At 68.3% G+C, this 22,048-nt stretch carries 16 protein-coding genes, 1 tRNA gene and 2 pseudogenes; 18 read left to right on the top strand and 1 reads right to left on the bottom strand.

Going from position 1 to position 22,048, the window contains the following annotated elements:
• The first annotated feature begins 85 nt into the window (after positions 1 to 85).
• The 12 genes and pseudogenes from ACZ51I_RS29215 (at position 86) to ACZ51I_RS29160 (ending at position 9,326) form a co-directional block, all read left to right on the top strand.
• The gene (locus tag ACZ51I_RS29215; RefSeq protein WP_468881744.1) at positions 86 to 937 is read left to right on the top strand and encodes a DUF6083 domain-containing protein; all 852 of its coding nucleotides are present in this window, start codon (positions 86 to 88) and stop codon (positions 935 to 937) included.
• Positions 934 to 1,416 (top strand): hypothetical protein, encoded by a 483-nt coding sequence (locus ACZ51I_RS29210; protein ID WP_468881742.1) that lies wholly within the window; start codon positions 934 to 936, stop codon positions 1,414 to 1,416. Before ACZ51I_RS29215 ends, ACZ51I_RS29210 begins: the two co-directional genes overlap by 4 nt.
• Positions 1,413 to 2,891, top strand: coding sequence for a UvrD-helicase domain-containing protein (locus ACZ51I_RS29205; RefSeq protein WP_468881979.1), 1,479 nt, complete (start codon positions 1,413 to 1,415; stop codon positions 2,889 to 2,891). The genes ACZ51I_RS29210 and ACZ51I_RS29205 overlap by 4 nt, the downstream gene beginning before the upstream one ends.
• A gap of 647 nt (positions 2,892 to 3,538) precedes the next feature.
• Positions 3,539 to 4,435, top strand: coding sequence for a hypothetical protein (locus tag ACZ51I_RS29200; protein WP_468881740.1), 897 nt, complete (start codon positions 3,539 to 3,541; stop codon positions 4,433 to 4,435).
• Positions 4,436 to 4,710: 275 nt separating this feature from the next.
• Entirely contained in the window at positions 4,711 to 4,923 is a 213-nt protein-coding gene (locus ACZ51I_RS29195) for a hypothetical protein (protein ID WP_468881737.1), read from the top strand.
• An 8-nt stretch (positions 4,924 to 4,931) separates the two neighbouring features.
• Positions 4,932 to 5,198 carry a hypothetical protein gene (locus ACZ51I_RS29190; RefSeq protein WP_468881735.1) on the top strand — a complete coding sequence of 89 codons (267 nt, stop codon included), beginning with the start codon at positions 4,932 to 4,934 and terminating at the stop codon, positions 5,196 to 5,198.
• A 57-nt stretch (positions 5,199 to 5,255) separates the two neighbouring features.
• Positions 5,256 to 6,091, top strand: a pseudogene (locus ACZ51I_RS29185) (transposase family protein).
• A 149-nt stretch (positions 6,092 to 6,240) separates the two neighbouring features.
• Positions 6,241 to 6,642, top strand: a complete 402-nt coding sequence (locus tag ACZ51I_RS29180; RefSeq protein ID WP_468881733.1) for a hypothetical protein — start codon at positions 6,241 to 6,243, stop codon at positions 6,640 to 6,642.
• 118 nt (positions 6,643 to 6,760) lie between these two features.
• Positions 6,761 to 7,048, top strand: coding sequence for a helix-turn-helix domain-containing protein (locus ACZ51I_RS29175; protein ID WP_468881730.1), 288 nt, complete (start codon positions 6,761 to 6,763; stop codon positions 7,046 to 7,048).
• The gene (locus ACZ51I_RS29170; RefSeq protein ID WP_468881728.1) at positions 7,045 to 8,619 is read left to right on the top strand and encodes a helix-turn-helix domain-containing protein; all 1,575 of its coding nucleotides are present in this window, start codon (positions 7,045 to 7,047) and stop codon (positions 8,617 to 8,619) included. Before ACZ51I_RS29175 ends, ACZ51I_RS29170 begins: the two co-directional genes overlap by 4 nt.
• The gene (locus tag ACZ51I_RS29165) at positions 8,619 to 9,191 is read left to right on the top strand and encodes a transcriptional regulator (protein WP_468881726.1); all 573 of its coding nucleotides are present in this window, start codon (positions 8,619 to 8,621) and stop codon (positions 9,189 to 9,191) included. Before ACZ51I_RS29170 ends, ACZ51I_RS29165 begins: the two co-directional genes overlap by 1 nt.
• A gap of 61 nt (positions 9,192 to 9,252) precedes the next feature.
• Positions 9,253 to 9,326: transfer RNA gene (locus tag ACZ51I_RS29160), tRNA-Met, on the top strand.
• A gap of 425 nt (positions 9,327 to 9,751) precedes the next feature.
• On the opposite strand, the gene ACZ51I_RS29155 is transcribed toward ACZ51I_RS29160, so the two are convergent.
• The gene (locus ACZ51I_RS29155) at positions 9,752 to 10,771 is read right to left on the bottom strand and encodes an HNH endonuclease (RefSeq protein ID WP_468881723.1); all 1,020 of its coding nucleotides are present in this window, start codon (positions 10,769 to 10,771) and stop codon (positions 9,752 to 9,754) included.
• A gap of 307 nt (positions 10,772 to 11,078) precedes the next feature.
• On the opposite strand from ACZ51I_RS29155, the gene ACZ51I_RS29150 reads away from it, so the two are divergent.
• From ACZ51I_RS29150 to ACZ51I_RS29125, 6 genes and pseudogenes are all read left to right on the top strand, one after another.
• Complete coding sequence (locus ACZ51I_RS29150; protein ID WP_468881720.1) at positions 11,079 to 12,905, top strand: ATP-dependent nuclease; 1,827 nt, start codon at positions 11,079 to 11,081, stop codon at positions 12,903 to 12,905.
• Between the two features lie 376 nt (positions 12,906 to 13,281).
• Positions 13,282 to 14,451, top strand: coding sequence for an exonuclease SbcCD subunit D (locus tag ACZ51I_RS29145; protein WP_468881717.1), 1,170 nt, complete (start codon positions 13,282 to 13,284; stop codon positions 14,449 to 14,451).
• A gap of 1 nt (position 14,452) precedes the next feature.
• Entirely contained in the window at positions 14,453 to 17,467 is a 3,015-nt protein-coding gene (locus tag ACZ51I_RS29140) for an AAA family ATPase (RefSeq protein WP_468881716.1), read from the top strand.
• Positions 17,468 to 18,014: 547 nt separating this feature from the next.
• Complete coding sequence (locus ACZ51I_RS29135) at positions 18,015 to 18,221, top strand: hypothetical protein (RefSeq protein ID WP_468881714.1); 207 nt, start codon at positions 18,015 to 18,017, stop codon at positions 18,219 to 18,221.
• A pseudogene (locus tag ACZ51I_RS29130) lies at positions 18,221 to 18,897 on the top strand (restriction endonuclease). The gene ACZ51I_RS29135 and the pseudogene ACZ51I_RS29130 overlap by 1 nt, the downstream one beginning before the upstream one ends.
• Positions 18,898 to 19,182: 285 nt before the next feature.
• A complete protein-coding gene (locus ACZ51I_RS29125) occupies positions 19,183 to 21,609 on the top strand; it encodes a helicase associated domain-containing protein (RefSeq protein WP_468881711.1) in 2,427 nt (808 codons plus the stop codon).
• The last annotated feature ends 439 nt before the right edge of the window (positions 21,610 to 22,048 follow it).

Genomic DNA, 22,048 nt, shown 5'->3' with positions numbered 1-22,048 from the left:
GGCGTTCCCCGGGATTGCGCCATCCGCAGGACACCGTGAGCAGCCGTCCCGGTGCGGCGGCGCGCCGCCTGGCACCTTCACCGCCATGTGCCCCAACTCCACCTCCACCGCATGCCGCTGGGACGGCAGCCCCCGCGACACCCGGCCCCGACGCCCGCTGCGCGTGGCCGCCACCAGCCCCAGCCGCCTGCTGCGCACCGGCCAGAGCAGCCGCTGCCGCGCGTGCGGCAACCCCATCGACTTCTACCAGCGCACAGACCAGCGCCCCATCGCCCTGCACCCCGCCGAACTGGCCGCTGCCCTCGTCCCCGTTTCCTGCCGCTGGCACCTGAGCTGCGGCATCGCCCACCCGCACGGTGACGGCAGCGCCTGGTGCCGCATCCCGCACGCCGTGCTCTGCCCGGCCCGCATCCCGACGCTCCGCCTGACCTCCCACGTCGAGGAGATGCGCCGCCGACTCGGCGTCCGATCCCGCCGCCTGATCGACTCAGGGGTTTTCGCTCCGGCCGCGCCGCCCCCGCCCGAGCCGGACGCCAGCAGCGCCCGGCCTGCCCGCCCCGTCGTACAGCTGCTGCTGGGCCGCTATCTCGCCGACCGGCCGATCGAGGACATTCGGTGTGTGGCCCAGACCCGGCACCGCCGCCGCTGTCCGCTGCCCGTACTGGCTCCCGGCACCCCCAAAGGGATCTGGAAGCTCCTGCCCGCCGGCCCCCAGCGCGGCCAACTCACCCTGCCCACCGGACCGATGGCCGTCTACGACCTCAGCCGCCTGCCGTACGGCGAGCAGCTGCGCTGGCGCACCCAGCACTGCCCCGCCCATGCCGCAGCGCCGAACGCCGCCGACCTCGCCCTGGCCGGATGGCAGGTCTTCGACCCCCTCCTGCACGCAGCCCACATCCGCACCCGCCTCCCGCATGCCCCCGGCGACCAGGCGTGACGATGGCGCACCACGCCCTGGAAATCACCCTGACCCGGCCCCTCACCACGGCCGAACTTCAACACGCCGCCCGCACGATGCGGCTCGCCCCCGACCGCGACGCCACCCGGCTCATGACCGTCGTACGCGCCACGACCCCTCGAAAGGCCATCACCCGACTGCGCCGCCAGATCGGCACACGGCTGCCCGTCGACGTCATCACCACGCACTACCCCGACCGAAGCGGCAAGATCCTCCTCAACGTGGCCTTCGCGTCCGCCGCACACACCGCCCTCAGGGCAGCGGCCGACCGAGCAGCACAAACACCCCAGCGCTTCCTGGAGCTGGCCGTTCACCAGGACCTTGCCCAGCACGCCGCCGCCGAGGCCGACCGCCTCGAACGAGCCCTGCAGCACCTGCTTGCCCACACCACCCCAGCCCATCTCATCGCGGCCGTCGGGCACTGCCTGACCCGCACCTCCGGAGCCGCGCCGTGCTGAACCCGACCGACGAACAGGCCGCCGCAGCCGACGCCTTCCATGCCGGCGAACACCTGTCCCTGCAAGCCGGCGCGGGCACCGGCAAGACCACCACCCTGACCCAGCTCGCCCACGCCACCCAGCGCCGCGGCCGCTACCTCGCCTACAACCGGGCCATCGCCCAGGACGCCACCAGGCGCTTCCCCAAAAGCGTCCTGTGCAAGACCGCCCACGCACTGGCCTACGCCGCCGTCGGCCACCGCTACACCAGCCGCCTGGGCGCCCCCCGCCGCCCCGCCTGGCAGACCGGCCAAGCCCTCGGCATCACCAAAGCCATCCGTGTCGGCGACCGCGACCTGTCCCAAAAGACCCTCTCCTATGTCACCCTGCGCACCGTGGCCCGCTTCTGCCACACGGCCGACGCGACGATCACCCGCCACCACGTCCCCCAGCTGCGCGGCCTGGAAGAGCCCAGCCTGCACGCAGAACTCGCCGCCCACCTCGTCCCGTTCGCCCGCAAGGCGTGGCTGGACCTGCAGCACCCCGACGAGGGCGCCGTCCGCTTCGACCACGACCACTACCTCAAGATCTGGGCCCTCACCCAGCCGAAGATCGACGCCGACTTCCTGCTCCTGGACGAGGCCCAGGACACCAACCCCGTCGTCGAGAAGATCTTCCTCACCCAACGCGACCACGCCCAGCTGGTCATGGTCGGCGACTCCGCCCAGGCCATCTACCACTGGCGCGGCGCCAAAGACGTCATGGCCGGCTTCGACGGCACCCAGCTCGCCCTGTCCCGGTCCTTCCGCTTCGGCCCCCGCCTCGCTGAGGAAGCCAACCGCTGGCTGCACCTGGCTGACGCCCCCATCCGTCTCACCGGCGCCGACGCCGTGCCCACCGAACTCGGCCCCGTCACCCGGCCCGACGCGGTCCTGTGCCGTACCAACGTCGGCGCCATGGCCCAGGTCATGGAGCTGCTGTCCGACGGACACCGGGTGGCGCTGGCCGGGGGAGGAGACAGCCTGCGCGCTCTGGCCCTGGCAGCCCGCGACCTCAAAGAAGGACGCCGCACCACCCACCCCGAACTGGTGCTGTTCACCACCTGGGGCGATCTGCAGGACTACGCCGCCTACGACCCCGCCGGCCGCGATCTGCAACCCCTGGTCGACCTGGTCGACACCCACGGCGCGGACGCCATCCTGGCCGCCGTGGCGCATCTCGCGCCCGAAGACCAGGCCGAGGTAACCGTCTCCACCGCGCACAAGGCCAAAGGCCGGGAATGGGCACAGGTGAAGATCGCCGACGACTTCACCCCACCCTCCGACGGGCCGCCGCACCGCACGGGGCAGGCAACCGTCCGCCGGATCGACGACAAGGAGGCCTGCTTGGCCTACGTAGCCGTCACCCGTACCCGGCACCGCCTCGACATCGGCGGCCTGGCCTGGATCAACGAGCATACGGAAGGAGCATCGGCCGGTCCTCAGCCACCGCGGTGATGCCCAGGGCGGTTCCGAGCGTTCGGAGCCTACGCCGGGAAGATGCACGGGGAGCAGCGGTACGGAACGCAAGGGACGGGCGGCTGCCTCTGTCGGTGACGCTGCATGCGAGAAAGTCCTCAATGGGCCCTGTGCATCATGAAAAATGCACGTCAGATGGCCTGGTGTGCGTAGGCGTCGGGAGGCTCGGGTAGGTCCGGGGCGGTAGTCCACCGACAAGGTCATCCGTCCGCGATGCCCCCTGTGAGCTGACCGCGCGCGGTGAAGGGATCGCTGAGAGGTGAGGATGGCTACCCCGGCCCGTTGTCAGTGCCCGCCCGTAGCCTCGTAGAGGCAATCGTGCTGAAGGGGGCCCCATGACAGTCCGACCCTGTTCCAGGTGTGGCAAGAATGAGAGTGCCAATCGCAAAGGCAAGCCAGGACGCTGTGTTGAGTGTATCGATGCGATCTACCGTGCACTTAAGGTAGATCCAGAGGGGACGTTCGTATCTCCTAGGGCCCCGAGGAACTACCGGTGCCAGACCTGTGGCAGGCCAGGGGCGATTCCGTACAAGGAGATCCAATCGCGAAGTGTTGAACTCTGCAACTGGTGCGTCGGTCGCCGCATGTATGAGGACGGTCTGGCGCGGGACCCAGAGCACTGGCTGATGGACCAGAGCGACGTGGCCCGAATGGTCCGCGAAGCAGGTTTTGAGATGGTGGATGGGTCTGGGAGGACGCTTCCCGAGAGTCAAATGGTCAGCCGTATCGGGGAAGTTTGGGAGTCGATCGATGTCGTGTGCTTACTCTGTGCTGCCCCGAACACCTTCAACGCCGTCCACATACTTTCGAGTTCGAGTAAGCCATGGACGCATTGCTATACATGTTTCACGTCAAAGTTCGCTGGTTGGCAAAACGAGTTCTATGGCAAGTTCGGATTGATTCGAGAGCACGACGGGTATGCGAAGCTATCGGATCCAGTCTCTGCGCACTGTGCTGAGCCCGACTGTGGTGCGAGCAGGAAGGTCTCCATCTGCGCGCTGGCTGCTGGCGCCCCTCCTTGCTTGCGGTGCGCAGAGGGCATCGACCCGGATCTCCCTCACTGGGTATATCTGATCCACTTTCTACCCCTTGGGCTGATCAAGGTCGGAATCACGCATAGCGAGCCGAGGGTGTATGACCGCGTCGCTGCCCACATCTCTCGGGGCGGCGTCCTGATTGATCGGTGCCTCGTTCCGAATCGGGAGGCTGCTCGCACTGTCGAGGATTGTGTATTGGAGTCGATGCGCCAGCACCTACGCTCTGGAGATCCGAGAGACTTCCCTCAAGGAGGGTGGACTGAGACCTGGGTCGACAGTGCTCCCTCCTTGGACCTCGGCGCGATGATTGATGAAATCGCTACCCGGAAGGCCCCTGGATTCGATCGAGGGGCAAGGGTGGAAGACTCCCCATCATCGCTGGCAGTGGACGGCAGCATGCACGGTAGGTTCGTGTTCTCTGAGGAGGTTTCGGAGAGTGGAGAGGTCACTCATATCGTGACCTTTGTCCATCCGCTGCTTGAGTGATCAATTTCTGTCTTAGCTTCGCTGTAGGGGAGTTGGAAAGGTGGAGTGGAGTGGTACGAAGTAAGGCGCCAGCATGGGCGTATGACTGATCTTGATCACCAATGAGCGGTGTACATCGCGAAGCCGCAGGTCGCGGGTCTGGTGTGAATACGAGTGGGGTACTCGCGCCGGTCGGCGGCCAATGGCCTTGGTGTAGATCATTGAGTGGGTCCGGTTTCGGTGGGATGCCTGGTTCGGCTGCGCCCGCGGCTTGCTCCCGCCTAGGATCCGTCGGCATGTCGGCACGCCACGAGATCGCGGGAGGGCCCGGGATGCAGGAGCGGCAGTGGATCACCGCTCGCCGGAGCGAACTGGACGCCCTCGCCGAGGAGTTGGCCAAGCAACTTCAGGAAGTCCAGGTCGAGCGGGACGAACTGGCGATCGGGGAGCGGGTGTTGAACCGCCTGGCTGAGCAGGTCCAAGCCGACGCCAGGCTGTCGCTCCGGTAGCGGCGCAGGTGGCCGGGCGGGCGGTTCTGCTCATCCCGCACCGCAGCGACGCGGCCGATGAGGGCGCGCTGCCCGGCGACTACCGTAAGGTCCTGGCGATCGTGCGGGAGGCCGACGGCCCGGTGCAGGTCAGGGCGGTCGGCGAACGGCTGGGCCTGGACGCCTCGGTGTCCGGCAAGCTGGAGCCGCTGCGGGCGAAGATGACCAAGCTCGCCGACCGCGGCTGGCTGCACAAGCGTCCCGACGGCAGGTTCACCGCACGCGCGCAGGCGTAGGGAGGCGTGCGCCGGCGGGGCGTAACTCGCCTGCCGCCGACGGCAGTTGAGTTTGGTGTGAAGAAAAACAACCATCCCGTCGAGGGCCTTGACGGCCTTGCCTACATTGCCCGCCTGCTGCTGCCGAGTGCCACCCTGAACTGGCTCGCAGATCTGATACGCGGCCATTGCAAGAAGATCAGTTCACGGTGGCGGGCCCCTCGGGGAAGATCGCCGCCATCGTGCTCGCGGTACTGCGCTGTGACCAGCGGTCGGGCGACCTGGCCGGTGGCAACGGGATACATCGCACCACCGTGACCAGGTGGGTGCGGGAAGTCGTCGGCCTGCTGGCCGCCCGCGCTCCGCGCCTGGACCGCGCCCTCAAAAAGATCGCCCACAAGGGTGGCGGGGTGGTGCTGTTGGACGGCACGCTGAATCGCACCCGGCGGCGCACCGGTAAAGAGAACCGGAAGAACTACTCCGGCAAGAGCAAATGCCATGGCCTGCTCGTCATCTCGCTCACCGACGACCGCGGCCGACTGCTCTGGGTCTCGGCGGCCCGGCCCGGACGCACCTCGGAGATCACCGCCTGCCGCCACGACCAGCTCACCGCCAAGCTGCGGGCGGCCGGCCTCGGCGCCATCGCCGACCTGGGCTTCGTCGGGCTCGACGACAGCAGTCCCGACGCCGACCTGGCGGTGATCACCGGCTACAAGGCCGCCCGGAACCGGCCCCTGACCCGCGGCCAGAAGCTGTCGAACACCGCACTGGCAGCGGTCCGGGCACCGGTGGAGCACGGTTTCGCCCACCTCAAGAACTGGCGCGTGCTCGGCAAGGTCCGCACCGACCCGACGTGGGCGACCGCCCTGGTCAGGTCCCTGCGCGTCCTCACAAACCGCGAAGTTTCCCGGTGACCGACGATCTTCACCGAAGTCATCCACCCACGACCACCACGAGCATCCCGAACCCCGCACACACCAGACCCGTGACCAGCAACTTCACGATGCACACTGCTCAATGGCCGCCCGCTGTCCACAGGAGGCCCCGGCAGGCTTCTTGAGCTATGGACATCAGCTCGCCGGGTATCGCCCGGCACAACAAGAAGACGCCGCGCTGCGAACGCCACGATGCCCTTCTCCAGCCCGAGGAGCGCACCGAGTTCGCGGCCCGGTTCCCGGCCGGCCACCAGGCGCAGATGGCGTTCCTCCTGGCCCGCTACGCCGGCAACGCCTCCCTGGTCGCCGCGCTCTTGGGCACTGGAGTGCGTACGGTGCGCCGCCACTGCCGTGGGTGGCCGCCACCGCCCGGGCTCCGGCTGCGCCGGGCCCTGCGCCGCCGTGTCGTGGATCTCGTGTGCCCGCGGTGCCTGTCCGATCGTGCGGTGGAACAGGCGCGCCAGGCAAATCGGGAAGCCCGGCGCGCGGCCCGACGGCTTCCGCGTGATCCCGGCGGCGTGGATCGCTGACACACCGGGTGCCCGAGAATCTTCAGCTCCCTCAGAACACTGAAAGCTTTTCTGCATTGGCGATAGTGAAAAGCTGATTTCGGTGCGGAAGTTGCATAGATTCGGGTAAGATGGTGGCATGGGATTGCACTTGGAGGAGTCGCTGCGGCTGACGGTGGCCGCGTTGATGCAGGTAACGGGTGAATCGCAGCGGTCGGTCGCGGGGGTGCTGGGGCTGACGCAGACACAGGTGTCGCGCCGGCAGTCGGGCGCCATCTCCTGGAGCCTGCGCGACGTCGACGTCCTGGCCGAGCACTACGGCATCAGCGCGCTGGATCTCCTGGCGGGTCCGACCAGAGCGTGCGAGGCGCTGCCCGCCGACAGGCGCCGTACCGGGCGGACCGAAGCGAGGGGGACGGACCGGTGAGCGACTTCGACGCGATCGACTCGCTGCTTGACACCGTCGGCCCCCAGGCCGAACTCCCGCCCTCCCATGTGCGCCGCGAGCTGCGGGAGCGGGCCCGGCTGTCCAAGGCACAGGTGGCACGCGCGCTCGGCGTGAGCCCCTCAACCCTCAGCGGATGGGAAAGCGGCCGGGACCCGGCCGGCGAGATCCGCACCAAATACGCCTATCTGCTGGACGGACTGAACGCCAAGCTCGCCACCGAGACCGAGCCCGAGACCGAGACCGAGGCGGCACCGGCTGCGGAGCAGCCCGTTACGTCAGGCACGGCCCCGACCGCCATTTCCTTGTCTTCGCCTGACCTCGGCCAGGACGAGGACGGGGACGACGTGGAGCTGCTCGTCGCCCCCGAGCCCTGTGTGCTGTGCGGCCATCCCGCCGGACAACGCGTGGCGGGGTTCGCTCAGCACCTGACCCCGGCCGACTGCCGGCCCACCGCCACCGGGGCCCCAGCTGCCCCGCCAGCCGGACAGCCCACTACGCACACCTTGAAAGCGCCGCTGCGCACGCCACGTCCGGCACGTGCGGCGGAGCGTTCCAAGGGCCCGGCCCGCCACGCGTTCCAGGAGACGTCCGGCCCGGTCGACCTGATCCGCGAGGCCGTGCAGGGTGCGCTTGCCGAGCACCGGGGCGACGTCGACGCAGCCACGGCGGCGCTGGTGAAGCGGGCCATCCCGGACGCGATGCGACTGCTGGACGAGACTCGTAAGGGCGCCCGCTACGACGTGATCGCGCACCCCTGGATCCCCGACATCCTCAAGAAGCAGACCGCGCGCGGCGCGGACCAGATCTGGGAAGCCCGCCCCAAGTGGACCCGGCACGAACTCCCGCCCGGCCGGCATCAGGTGACCGCGCTCGACATCAACGGCGCCTACCTCTCCGCCCTCAAGACGCACCTCCCTCTGGGCCAGCTCGAGCACTCCACCGGCCTCGCCCACGACCGCCGCCGCTCCGGAGTCCACCTGATCACCCCGCCCGAGTGGGAGCACGAGGCGGTGCTGCCCAATCCGATCGGCCAGCGGGACGAGCCCGGTCCCCTGTGGGTCACCGAGCCGACGCTCCGCCTCCTGCTGCGCCTGTCCGGCCCCAGGCACCAGCTGTGCGAGCCTCCTCAGATCCACGAGTCGTACACCTCCGGGGCCACGGAGAACCTGCTGGAGAAGTTCCGTATCGCCCTGAAGGACGCCCGCGACACGGCGATCGAGCAGGGCGACACGGTGACGCTGGAGTACGTGAAGGCGATGTACTCGAAGTTCGTCTCCACCATGGGGGAATCGAACTACAACCGGGAGCTCTACCGCCCGGACTGGATGCACCTCATCCGAAGCCAGGCCTTCGCCAACCTCTGGCTCAAGGCACTCAAGGCCCATGACGAGGGCCTGGCCGTCGTCCGGGCGATGGGCACCGACGAACTCCACGTCATCGGTGACTGGCGCCGTGTCTTCCCCGAAGGCCGAGCTGTTACCGAGGTCAAGGTCAAGGACACGTACACCGCCGGAACCGACGCTGGTGAGCACGCAGGCGAGGGGGAGTAGTGCCGCAGAAGAACATCGACTTCGGACGGTTCGGCGCCCAGGGCATCAAGGGCAGCGACGCCGTCGCTCGCAAACTCGATGAACTCGCGGGCGGCATCGCCACTCCCGTGACCGCCAAGCGCGGCTGGATGGCGCGCCTGCACTACCTGACGAAGTCGACCCAGACCCTGAAGGCCGCGCAGGACGCCGGACTCACCGTGACCCGCCGGACGCTGAAGGCCTGGCTGGAGGGCAAACGCCGCCCCTCCAAGACCAGCCTGGAACGCATCGACCAGGCGTACCGGACGGTGCGCCGTCACAACGTCGCCCGCCATCTCCTCAGACGCCTCAACCGCGACGGACGCGGCACCCGGGTGGAGATCCACCCGCTCAACCAGTCCCAGGTGCCGCAGCAGCTGCAGCGCGTGGTGGAGTACCGGACGATGAACGTGCGCCGCTGGGACCGCATCGTCGGCTCCTGGGCGGCCGGCGACCATCAGGGCCTCGACGCCGCGTGGCAGGACACGATCGTCGACCTCGGCTCGCAGTGGGGCCAGTACGAGTACGTCACTAATGTCGGCTTCGCCGCATAGAGCCCGCGCCGAAACGTGGTCTTCGGCGCCTGCTGGGATGGCGTATGGTAGGGGACACCGACGCGGGGTGGAGCAGCTCGGTAGCTCGCTGGGCTCATAACCCAGAGGTCGCAGGTTCAAATCCTGTCCCCGCTACTGCCGAAGAAGCCCGGATCTACACGATCCGGGCTCTTTCGCGTTCCCTGGACGATACTCACCGCGCCATCTGTTTTCTCCCGCCTGGCGCCGTCGCCGTGTCGGCACAGGTCACCATGGATACGCGGGCGTGTCGGGGGGGCGTGACATCCCCTCAGCGGCCGCCCAGCCCTGCACACAGTGAAGAAGGCGGTGGGGTGTGGTCGGCGTGGCAGCTTCGGGGAGGGGCAGGTGCGCGGACTGTGCGTCGGCACGACCTCCAGCGCCGTCCGCAACTCGATGGGCTGCACGAGAGGCCCGGCACTGATTGTCGTACAGTTCGGACCTCTGCGAACGAGGCTGGTAGGCGATCCGCTCCGGTCGCCGCCAGGCGAGCTGGTCGGCCTCCTTGGCCGTGCCCGGCCGACTGCCGTCCGGCAGACGGACTACAAGTCCACTGGAAAGTAGTCGCCTTTGTGGAGATTGCAGATCCAGTGGGCGAGCTGGACGTTGAGCAGCGTGTGCTCGCCCCCTGCGGTGAGCGGGATGCGGTGATCGAGGGTTGCGCACCACATGTCGGGCCAGGCCCGTTCACGCTCGACGGCCGTCTTGCATATCTGGCAGATCCAGCCGTCGCGTTCGTACATTGCGAGAGGATCCAGACGCTCGACGGTGGCTTCCAGGCCCAGCTCGCGCATCCGGGCGGCGTAGCTGCTGGCCGCACGCGACACGCGCTGCAGGCGCTCGGACCGGGCTGCGTAGGCGGGTGTCCACAGCCGAGGCACGGACTCCTTGCCGCATACGAAGGCTGTCCAGGTGTACTCCTGGTCCGCCTCGTCCACATCACGGATGATTTCCGTGTACCAACGCCACGTCCCGCCCTCTGCCTCGAAGGGCCCGAAGGTGTCATCCAGTGGCTTCAGGCCCAGGAAGGCCCCCAGGATCAAAGACGTCGGGGTCCACGTGTGGTCGGTGACGTAGTAGAACGCCGCGCCGGTCTGCACGTGGACGGACAGCGCCACCTGCTCCAGCTGCCAGCTGCTGCCCCTGTGCGGTCTCACCTGCCAGGGGATGGCGTAATCCGGCAGATCGACGGCGCGGTGGACGGCGACGACGGAGCCGTGCCGTTCCACCACGTCGCCCGGCTTGGGCGAGTAGCCCTGGATCTCATACGGAAAGAGCGAGTCAGCAGGCAGAGTGCGAAACGCCCGCGCAGGCCGGGCGCCTTGAGGATCGGGTGAGAACACGGGCGGCCGGGTGATTTCCCCGCGCTCGATGCGGCGGTTGAAGCGCCGATTGAGAGTCAGATTGCAGCGGGGCGAGCACACGTGCCGGTCGCGGTGCTTCCAGTGCGCCCTGGCCGGGACCGGCTCCCCGCAGACTTGACACGGTTCTCCGCCCTTGGCGCGCTCGCTGGCCTTCAGTTGCTCATCGCGCCAGTCCCAGTAGGCGTTGTCGTTCCCCACCCGGCCCCCTCTCCCTCGGCCACCATAGGTCACGCCCGTCCAGCCGTACGGTGTGGTCCTGATGACTTGCCCCGTGAGATGACCACCGTGTGGCATGCGCCCAGCCTGTACGCACAGTGATCGCCCGACCGTGAGCCTCACAGCAGGGAGACGCTAACTGGCGTAAAAAGGGGAGCTGTTGCTTTGCGTCCCTCTAGGATGACTGCCTGCGATGAGTGCTCAGACGTCTCATCCGCACGCGTAACGCCCGCACGCCACACCCCTGTCCGTCGCCCGGCGGAGCGGGGAGATACGGAGCAGCTCGACCGTGCACCTCATCCGCTTCTCGGCGTGCGGGTTCCGCTCGCTGACCCATGTGCAGGACATCCCGGTCAGCAGCCCGACGATCCTGGCCGGCCGCAACGACGGCGGCAAGAGCGCGGTCCTGGCCGCGCTGGGCTTCTTGCTGGGCGAGCACCGTCTGACGGACGAGGACCGCACCTATCAGCAGGACGAGGGCGTCAAGGGGCAGCGCTGCGCGGAAACATGGGTGGAGGGCGTCTTCCGCCTGGACACGGCCGAGCAGGCCGCAGCCGCCCCCTTACCGGCCGAACTGCGCATCCGGCGTCGCTCACGGGCCGGCGAGGCGGCGTGCTGGGAGTTCTTCGGATCGCAGCCCGCCGACAGCCGTCTGCAGGGCCTGGGCCGGCTGATGAAGAAGGACCTGGCCGAACTGGTCGCCGAGTTCGGGCTCATCCCGTCGGGCATGCTGAAGGAAGACCTGCTGGCCGCGCTCACCGCGCACGCCACGACCGTCCCGCAGACCGACCAGTGGCAGCCGCTGCCGAAAGACCTCGAGGCACGTCTGCCACGGCTGCTGGCGTTCGGCGGCAAGGACGAGAGCCCGGACGACGCGGTGCGCACCGCCTTGAACAGCTGCTATGAGACCCACTTGGAGGACGAGACCCTCCAGGGACAGGTCCGGGAGATCGAGAAGGAGATCACGCAGCGGCTGGAGAAAGAAGCGGACTCCCTGTGCCGGCACATCCGCCAACACTGCCGTGAGTTCGTCGGCGTGGAGGTCAAGCCCGAGGTCTCCTTCAAGGGCGGCTTCAAGAGAGCGCCGCTGGAGGTCTCCAGGGCCGACGGCGAGCCCGTGGACCTGACCCGCTCGGGCCAGGGCAGCACCCGGCGCATCGCCCTCGCCGTGTGGGAGTGGACCAGCAGCCTCCTCGAGAGCAGCGAACTCGCAGCGACGGGCGAGCAGGACGAGCCGCAGCCCACGCAGACCATCGTCGTCTACGACGAGCCCGACACCCACCTCGACTACCGCCACCAGCGCACCGTCATGGACATCATCCGCAAACAGTGCGCCCTGCCCCACGTCAGCGTCATCGTCGCCACCCACTCGATGAACCTCATCGACGGCGTCGACATCGCCGACGTCGTCCACCTCAAGCTCAGCGACAGCGGCCGCACCCTCGTCGAGCGCCTCGACGACGACACCCACGACGGCATCGACTTCCACCTCGGACAGATCGCCGCCGCGGTGGGACTGCGCAACTCCGTCCTGCTGCACGAACGCTGCTTCCTGGCAGTCGAAGGCCCCACCGAGCAGCAGTGCGTGCCCCTGCTCTTCCGCCTCTCGCAGGGACTGCCCCTGCAGGCGGCCGGCATCGCCCTGTGGGCCTGCGACAACAACGAAGGAGCACTCCACCTCGCGGGCTACCTCGTCAAGCACCACCGCACCGTCATGCTGATGGTCGACGCCGACAGCCGCACCAATAAGCACTTCAAGACCGAGAAACTCATCAAAGCCGGCCTCGACCTCACCAAGCAGGTCGCCTACGTCGGCGAGAGCGACGGCTACAACGAGCTGGAGGAGCTCTTCAGCGACCTCCAGTGGGCGGCCGCCGCCAACGCCCACTGGCCCCGCCCCCAGGGCCAGCTGTGGAGCGCCGACGACTTCACCGAACACCGGGGCGGCAAGTTCAGCGAACGCATCCTCTACATGATCAAACAGCGGGCCGCAGAGAGCAGCCCCAACGGCAAGGCCGACATGCTCTACGCACTGGTGTCCATGCTCACCACCCCGGAAGAGGTTCCCCAGCAGCTACGGGACATCTTCACCGAGGTGCAGGCCCTCGCCTGCTGATCTGCTGCTGCGTTCGCCGCTGCAGCATGCGCTCCTTGCGCTGCTCAGTGGTCGGCGCCGTCCAGGCGTGCCATCCGGCCTCCGCAGTCCATTGCCGCGCGTGCGCGCGGGCTTCGATTCCGCACCACCGGCAGCCCCCGGGCGCCGCAGTGTGCTCGGTCCTGGCAGAACGCGATAACGACATCACATCCTCCTTCCCCCACTGCTTATCTTGCCTCCTGCCACTGACAATCACCCTGCGAGCCGTGTCCGGCTCCGCCACCCGGCCACGCAGACGAAGAAACCTTTCCCTCACGTGTCCCCAAGCCTCTAAAACAAGACCGTTTATCGGGAAAACCGCCCGTAGCTCCCACCACTCTGGTTACGGTCTGTGCCCATGAGGTTCCTGCACACCTCGGACTGGCATCTCGGCCGCCGGTTCCACGGGGAAGATCTGATCGACCACCAGCGCAAGGTCCTGGACCACATCTGCGCCACCGCCCGCACCCAGAAGGTGGACGCCCTGCTGATCGCGGGCGACATCTACGACCGTGCCATCCCGAGCCTGGACGCGGTACGCCTGTTCGACCGGGCTCTGCACCAGCTCGCCGACCTCGGCATCCCCACCGTCATGATCAGCGGGAACCACGACTCGGCCCACCGTCTCGGTACTGGCTCCGGCCTGTACGCCAAAGCCGGCGTCCACTTGCGCACCGATCCCGCCGACGCCGCCCGCCCCGTCCTCCTCGACGACGAGCACGGCCCCGTCGCCGTCTACGGAGTGCCCTACCTCGAGCCCGCCCTGGCACGCACCCAGCTGGACGCCGAGACAGCCTCCCACCAGGCCATTCTCACCTCAGCACTGGACCGCATCCGCGCTGACCTCGCCACCCGACCGGGCACCCGCTCCGTCGTCCTCGCCCACGCCTTCATCACCGGCGCCACCACCAGCAAAAGCGAACGCGACATCAGCGTCGGCGGCATCGCCCACGCCGGCGCCGACCTCTTCGACGGCATCAACTACACCGCCCTGGGCCATCTCCACCGCCCGCAGAGCGTCAACGACCGCATCCACTACAGCGGCTCCCCACTGGCCTACTCCTTCTCCGAGACCAACCACACCAAATCCCTTACTCTGGCCGACCTGCCGGCCGACGGCGCCCCCACGATCACCCGCCACGACATCCCGGCCGGCCTCCACCTGCCGCTGGCACGGCTGACCGGCCGCATCGAAGACCTGCTGACCGACCCCGCACACGAACCTCTCAGCGAAGCCTGGCTGCAGGTCACCCTCACCGACACCGCCCTGCCGTACGAGGCGATGGCACGACTCAGACAGCGCTTCTCCAAGACGCTGGACATGCGGCACGTACCCGCCGGCATCCCGGCACAGGCCACCGACAGCCCCACCTACCGCGAACGGGTACGCGGCCGCGGCGACCTCGACATCGCCCACGACTTCATCACCGCCGTGCGCGGCACCCCACCCACCACCGCAGAGGCAGACCTCCTGCAAGAAGCCGTCGACGACATGCGCGTGCGCGCCCAGGAGAAGGAAACCGTCTGACATGCGTCTGCACTCCCTGCGCCTGCAGGCCTTCGGCCCCTTCGCCCGCCGGCACACCGTCGACTTCGACGCCCTGTCCGCCGACGGCCTGTTCCTCCTGCACGGCGACACCGGCGCCGGCAAGAGCACCTTGTTCGCCGCCATCTGCTTCGCCCTCTACGGCCTGCCGCCTCACGAACGCAACATGCGGCTGCGCAGCGATCACGCGCCCGCCAACCTGCTGACCGAAGTGACCCTGGAAGTAACCCTCGCCGGCAAGCGCCTGCAGATCCGCAGAATCCCCGCCCAGAAGCGACCCCACCTGCGCAACAGCGCAGAACTCGTCGACCAGAAGGCCGAAACCCACCTGCACCAGTGGGTCCTCGACGAACACGGACACGGCCAGTGGGAAGGCATCACCAAGTCCCACAAGGAAGCCGCAGAAGAGATCAAGTCCCTCCTGCGCCTGACCCGGCAGCAGTTCTGCCAGGTCGTCCTGCTCCCGCAGAACGAGTTCACCAAGTTCCTGCGCGCCGACGCATCCGAACGCCGCATCCTGCTCGGCACCCTCTTCGGCACCCGCCGCTTCGGCCTCATCGAAGAATTCCTCGCCACCCGCAAAACCCTCACCGCCAAGATGCGCGACGAGGCCCGCGCCGACGTCCTGCGCCTGGCCGAACGCATCCAGCAGGCAGCCGGCGACGACCTCGAACCCGCCCAAGACGCCCCCCGGGCCGACGACCCCGCCACCCTCACCGCACCCGCCCGCGCCTGGGCCAGCGCCCTGCACCGCCAGGCCCTCACCCTCCAAGACGCCGCAACCACCGCCACCGAGACCGCCGAGCAGCAGCTGGCGCACGCCCGCATCGCAGAACAGGCCGTCCGCGACCTCCACCGTCTCCAGCAGACCCACCGCACCACCGCACACGACCTCAGCCTGCTCCACGAGCAGACCGCCCACCACGACCGCCTCGCCGACCGCCGCGAGCGCGCCGTGAAAGCCCAGCAACTGCAATCCGTCCTGGAGACCGCACACACCGCCGACCTCAAGCACACCCGTGCCCTGGACGACGACAGCCGCGCCCGCGCCCTTCTACTGCCCGAACACGCACCCCTCGACGCCGCCGCCCTCACTCACGCCGCGCAGCAACTGCACGCCGACACCGGCGCCGTCCAAGCGCTCCTGCCCGACGAGGCCACCCTCCAGCGCCACACGGCAGCACTGGACGCACTCGACCGCGAGCGCCAGCAACTCACCGAAACCCTCACCGACGCCCAGGAACGGCTCAACAACCTTCCCCAACGCCGCGCCGACCTTGCCGCACGCCTGGAAGACGCCCGCAGGGCACAGGAGACCAGCCGCGAACTCACCCCCACCCTCAACCTCGTCGAAAAGCAGCTGGAAGCCGCCAGACGCCGTGACGCCCTCGACCAGCAGATCAGCGCCGCCCACAAAGTCCTCAGCCAGGCCGAGAAGGACTCCGAGCAAGCCGCGAAAACGTACATCGACATCCGGCGCCGTCGCACGGACGGCATCGTCGCCGAGCTCGCTGGCCGGCTCGTCGACGGTGAAGACTGCCCCGTATGCGGTTCCCCCACCCACCCCGCACCCGCCACCGCCCAGCCAGGCCAGCCCACCGCCGCCGACGAACAGGCCGCCGAAGCCGCCCACACCCGCGCCCAGCAGAACGAGAACAAGGCCAAAGAGGCCCTGGCCCAGCTGAACGAACAGGCCGCCACGGCCCGCGGTGAGGCCGGCGGGGACACCCCCCTTGCTGACCTCACCGCCCACCGCACGACCCTCGAACAACACCTCGCTGACGCCCTTGCCCAGGCATCCGATGCCGGACCGGCCGGCGAACAACTCGCCCTCCTGGAAAAGGAACAGGCTGACACCGAGCACACCCGCAACACCGCAACCGCACGCCTGGGCGCCGCCGACGCCACCTACGACAGCCTGCACACGCAGCGCGAAGAGCTCACCCACCGCCTCGCGACCGCCCTCAACGGGCACGCCACACTCGCCGACCGCATCACCGACCTCACCCAGCACGCCGGCCGCCTCGAGGCCGCCGCCGCGTGCGCGGCCACCGTGACAGCAACCGCCGCAAGCCGCCACAGCGCCGCCGCTCTCGCGGAGCAGGCAGCGCACGCGGCAGGCTTCACTTCCCCGGCCGAAGCCTCGGCCGCCCTCCTGCCCGACGACGAACTCACCGCGATCGAGAGCCAAATCACCCACTGGCGTGAACAGTGCCTTGTATTGACCGCCCGGCTCGCCGAACCCGAACTGCAGGCAGCCATCGCCCAGCCTCCGGCTGACCTCGAGCACGCCGTCACCGAACTGAATACCGCCACCGCAACCCACTCCCGCACGGCAGCCTTCGCCACCCAGGCCGCCGACCGCGCAACCGCCCTGGCCACCCTCACCGCTCAGCTCGACACCCACATCCAGCGCCTGGAACCCCTCGAGGACACTTACCGCACCGTCGATCACCTCCACGGCCTCATCAGCGGCGGCTCACCCAGCAACCAGCTCCGCATGCAACTGGAGTCCTACGTACTGGCAGCCCGTCTCGAAGACGTCGTCGACGCCGCCAACACCTGCCTGTCACGCATGTCCCACCACCGCTTCACCCTCGTCCACTCCGACGACAGAGCCGCCCGAGGCGCCAAATCAGGCCTGGACCTCAAAGTCCTCGATGCCTGGAGCGGACACAAACGCCACACCGACACCCTCTCCGGCGGCGAATCCTTCTACGTCTCCCTGGCCCTCGCCCTGGGCCTGGCCGACATCGTCACCGCCGAAGCCGGCGGCCAGGCACTGGACACCCTCTTCATCGACGAAGGCTTCGGCACCCTCGACGAAGACACCCTCCACCAAGTCCTCGACGTCCTGGACTCCCTACGCGCCCACGACCGCACCGTCGGACTCATCAGCCACGTCCCCGAACTGCGCCGCCGCATCACCCAACGCCTGCACATCTCCAAGAACATCGACGGCTCCACCCTCACACACCTCACCGAAGCGGCCGAATGACCCCACGACGGACGCCCGACCCGCCCTCGCCGACGAAACGCAAGCCCCAGGCCGCGCACACTCACCGATCTGCAACCCGCCGTCGGCCCAAGGTATAGCCACAACCGCCGGGGCTGCCCGTACCCCTCTCGGCCCCGCCGAGAAAGGCAGCCCCACAGCGCCCCCGCGTCGAAGCCGCCCCCATCTCTGAAGGCACCCGACCGGCCTCCCATAAGGAGCGCATCGAACACGTACTGCTTCATGCCATTTCTGCATGTGATCGAAGTGACGGAAACAGAGAACTGCGGTGCATGAGCACCTGCATCGGCCACCACAGCCGTACCAGAACACGCCAGTCCAGTCCGCATGACAGGAATTTCCGCAGACCCGAGCACCACTGTCCCGCATGTTCGAACACTGCCGGACCCATGACCGCATCACGGCGCGTTTTCGAGGCACTGCCAAGGCCTCCACTGATCAAACCGGCGGATTTGTCAGTGCCCGCTGCTACACCAATTCCCAGAGGTCAGACCGCAGTTGACGGCCTGACGACACGGAGGAGGAAGCAGTGGCGAAGCCGCCCGAGGGCTACTACAAGGTGCGAAGTCATTACCGGCGCAAACCCCGCCCCAGCGCGAAGAAACTGAGCGGCTGGTCGATCGCAGGGCTGATCGCGGTGGTGTGGCTATGGAGCCAGCTCATCGGCTTCGGAGAAGCCTCCCCGACAACACCGCAAACCCCTACCCCATCAGTTTCATCGAGCGTGGGCCACTGATGCCCCGCCGCTCGCCCCGGCTGCGCCCACCCCGCGGCGGCAGGGAACAGGCCGCCGCCGCGGCCGTCGCCTGCGCCGCACTCTGGCTGCTGGCCAAGATCGCCACAGCCACATGGCAGGCAGCCGTCCGCATCTGGCCGTTGCTCGCCCTGCTTGCAGCTCTCGCCCTGGGGTACGCAGCCTGGAAGTTCATGCGCGAGGTACGGGCCCAGAAGGTGCGGGCCCAGACGCTGGCCCGGCTGCGGATCACGCTCGCACAGCTCGACGCCATGGACGACCGGGCCTTCGAATTCGCCCTGCGTGACCTGCTCCTCCGAGACGGCTGGAACGCACGACAGGTCGGCCGACAAGGAGACCAGGCCGCAGACGTCATCGGCGAGGACCGCCAACTCGGCAAAATCGTTCTGAGGCCAAGCACACCACCGTCGCCGGCAAAGTCGGCTCATCAGTGATGTACCAGGTCAAAGGCACCGCAGGCCCCGTGCACGGAGCCGACACCGCAGTCGTGGTCACCAACGGCTCCTTCACCCGGGACGCCAAAACATGGGGCGAACGCCACCAGGTGCACTGGGTCGACCGGGACCGACTGCGCCGATGGGCCGAACACGGCACGCCCCTCCAAGACCTTCTGCGGCTGCCTACGGCTCGCAAGACAGCCCTCCGCCGGGCCGCATGAAATCAAGAGGGAGAGAACTCACCCTCACAAAACACAACCAATCGGAACGCCCGCAATCAAGAAGAGGAAGACCGGCCCTCTCTGGGCCCCACGGCGATCAACTCGCGCTCTTCTCGGCGCAACCTAGCCGCCATCATCGCCCGTGACCCACAACCGACGACGCAGATCACGGGGCGCGCGTGGCCCACAGCGCGCCCCCGGCAACCAAGAGACACTGCGCCACACCCCCTCCGTACGCGAGAATGAACGCGAGTCAGCCCCTCACGCATGCCGAGGAAACGCGCGATGACCGCCAGTCCCACCGCAACAAAACACACCGGGCGTCTGGCCCTGCGCACCGACCAACAAGAGGGCCTCGCCAACACAATCCGCCACCTGCGCCGCCCGCGCACCCGCGGACACGTCGTCTCGGCCTGCGGCACCGGCAAGACCCTCTTCGCACTGCGCGTCGCCGAAGAACTCGGCGTGCGACACCTGGCAGTGGCAGTGCCCAGCCTGGACCTGGTCGCGCAGTGGGCGGCAGCGGCTCGCGCGGACGGCCGCCAGGAGTCGATGATCACCGTCTCCTCGCTACGCGCCGAATCACACCCGCTCCTCGCAGAGGCCAAGGTCGAATCGGCCAACGCGGGGGAGTACCTGGCCTACTGGCTCGCCCGCCACCCCAAAGCAACGGTCTTCTTCACCTACGACTCGCTATCCAAGATCGAAGAAGCCCAACACTCCGCGATCTTCCCCGCCCCCGTCTTCGGCCTGCTGATCGTGGATGAAGCACACGCCACGGCTGGCACCTGGGAGAAGAACTGGACCGCGCTGCACGACAACGAACGCATCCCTGCCGATCGCCGCCTCTACCTCACCGCCACCCCGTATGTGTGGGAAGCCCCACGCCTGACCGAGCTGCCCACCACCAGGGCGCAGCCCAAGCGCACCGCCGCCACAGCACCGGCCTGGGACGACCCGGCCCTGCTGGCCACCATGGACCAGCCGCAGATCTTCGGCCCCCGCCTGCACACCTACTCCCACGCCGACGCCATCGATGACGACGTCCTAGCCGACTACCAGCTCGTCGTCCCCACCGTCACCGACACTGAACTGCACACCGCGCTCACCGATCCGGAAGCCGGGCCCACCGCGCGCCGCACCACCGCCCTGCACGTGGCCATCCTCAAAGCCATGCGCGAGCAGGACCTGCGGCACGTGTTCGTCTACTTCCAGCAGATCGCCGACGCCGCCGACTTTGCTCGCCAGTTCGCCCACACCCTGCGCACCCTCCCCGACGAACTGCGCCCCGACTGGGCGGACGACGTCGTCGTGCAGTCCATCGACGGCACCCACAGCCCCCGCCGGCGCGCCGACATCATTGCCCGCTTCAGCGACGCCGACCGGGCCGTGCTGGCCAACGCCAAGGTCCTTGGCGAAGGGGTCGACCTGCCGGCCGTCGACGCCGTCGTTTTCGCCGACCGCACCGCCAGCGTCCGCCGCATCGTCCAGGCCCTCGGCCGCGCCCTGCGCAAACCACCCACCGCCACGACGAAGACGGCCAGCCTCGTCGTCCCCGCCTACATCCCGCCCGGTGCCGACCCCACCGACCTCCTCGGCACCCCCTACGAAGCCCTCTGGCTGGTCACCTCTGCCCTGCGCCACCACGACCAAACCATCGCCGCCCGCGCCCCCCGGGCCAAGAACCAGCATCCCGCCCGCGACTCCCACACCTACATCACCCGCCGCTTCCGCTTCGACCACACCCTCGACCCCACCGCGATCGCCCGCGCTCTGGACCTGCTCGTCTGGCCCTCCCACGGCGCCGTCCTGTCCGCCCCCCGCCGCGCCGGCCTTGCCGCCGCCATCCGCTACCAAAGCGAACACAGCCACCTGCGCGTGAGCGCCGACTACGAGGACGCTTACGGCTACCGGCTGGGGCAATTCATCACCAGCCAGCGCACCGCCTACCAGGCAGGCGCCCTCCATCCAGCATGGATCGCCGAGCTCGAGGATCTCGGCATGATCTGGGACGACCACGAGGCCACCTGGCAAGGCCACCTGGCCACCGTAGAGGCCTTCCACGCCGAACACGGCCACCTTGCCATCCCCACCCAACAACCCGGCGGCCAGTTCCTTGCCGACCAGCGCTCCCTGGCCCGAAAGGACCGCCTCACCCTCGACCGCGACAACCAACTCACCGCCCTCGACCCAGACTGGAAACTCCCCTACGGCCCCGACTGGCATCGCAAGTACCATCTGCTGCGCCGCCACCTGGAAGCCGGCAACCACCCCAGCACGCTGCGCCGCGACACAGTCATCCATGGGGTGAAGGCGGGCAGCTGGCTGCATCGCCAGTTCACCAGCTGGCCCGACCTCGACCCCGGCCAGCGCGACCTGCTCGCCCGCATCGGAATCAGCCCCGACCGCGCCCTCCTGGACCAGGGGCACGCCGCGGGCCGGCCGGGCACACCGCGGCGGCGCACGTTCGCGCAAACCGCCGAGATCCTCGGGCTCTTCGTGGCACGATGGGGACGCACTCCCGGCGCCCGAGAATGGATCGAGGTGGACGGCGACCGTGTCATGATCGGTCCCTGGCTCGCCAAGGTCCGCACTAAGCTGAACGCTGATCAACTTCCCTCAGAGCAAAAAGAGTTGGTGTCCGCCACCCTTGCCGAGCACGGCATCGATCTGGTCCGTGCTCCCGGGACCGTCGGGCCATCAAACGGCTGAGGTTTGGCCGCTGAGCTCAGTGCGGCGGCAGCCTCGTTTCGCGGCGCCCCGGGTCCCATCTCCTGTAATGCGGGGGAGTGGCAGAACTCCAATACTCCAAAGTTTTGGAGACAAGGAAGCAGCGGCACACAGGATTGGCACGGCACGGCGTTCTGGTCGTAACTGACGAGCCGTCACCAAGCACCCAGTCGGGCAGAACCGGCGACCGCCGGCCCTACTGCTAGCCGAATTAACCTGTACCTCAGTCAAGTTGGACTTGAAAGCGAAGGCAAGTCGGGGAGGAGGCACGATCGCGGAGCGATCGGGACACCGCACCGACGACCCAACTCGATCCGCGGAGCGGATCCGGTCCCGGAGGGACCGAGCCCAGCCCCCGCGGAGCGGGGGCTGAACCGACGCGTAGCGTCGGCGCGTCGTTCCTGCGGAGCAGGACGCGCGC

It is taken from the genome of Streptomyces sp. NPDC034084, from assembly GCF_055575535.1.
This window is presented reverse-complemented; position numbering and strand designations above follow the sequence as displayed.

Coding starts and splice junctions, on each gene's coding strand:
- ACZ51I_RS29215 (WP_468881744.1), top strand. CDS start 86: ATGTGCCCCAACTCCACCTCCACCGCATGCCGCTGGGACGGCAGCCCC.
- ACZ51I_RS29200 (WP_468881740.1), top strand. CDS start 3,539: ATGGACCAGAGCGACGTGGCCCGAATGGTCCGCGAAGCAGGTTTTGAG.
- ACZ51I_RS29195 (WP_468881737.1), top strand. CDS start 4,711: ATGTCGGCACGCCACGAGATCGCGGGAGGGCCCGGGATGCAGGAGCGG.
- ACZ51I_RS29180 (WP_468881733.1), top strand. CDS start 6,241: ATGGACATCAGCTCGCCGGGTATCGCCCGGCACAACAAGAAGACGCCG.
- ACZ51I_RS29175 (WP_468881730.1), top strand. CDS start 6,761: ATGGGATTGCACTTGGAGGAGTCGCTGCGGCTGACGGTGGCCGCGTTG.
- ACZ51I_RS29145 (WP_468881717.1), top strand. CDS start 13,282: ATGAGGTTCCTGCACACCTCGGACTGGCATCTCGGCCGCCGGTTCCAC.
- ACZ51I_RS29140 (WP_468881716.1), top strand. CDS start 14,453: ATGCGTCTGCACTCCCTGCGCCTGCAGGCCTTCGGCCCCTTCGCCCGC.
- ACZ51I_RS29125 (WP_468881711.1), top strand. CDS start 19,183: ATGACCGCCAGTCCCACCGCAACAAAACACACCGGGCGTCTGGCCCTG.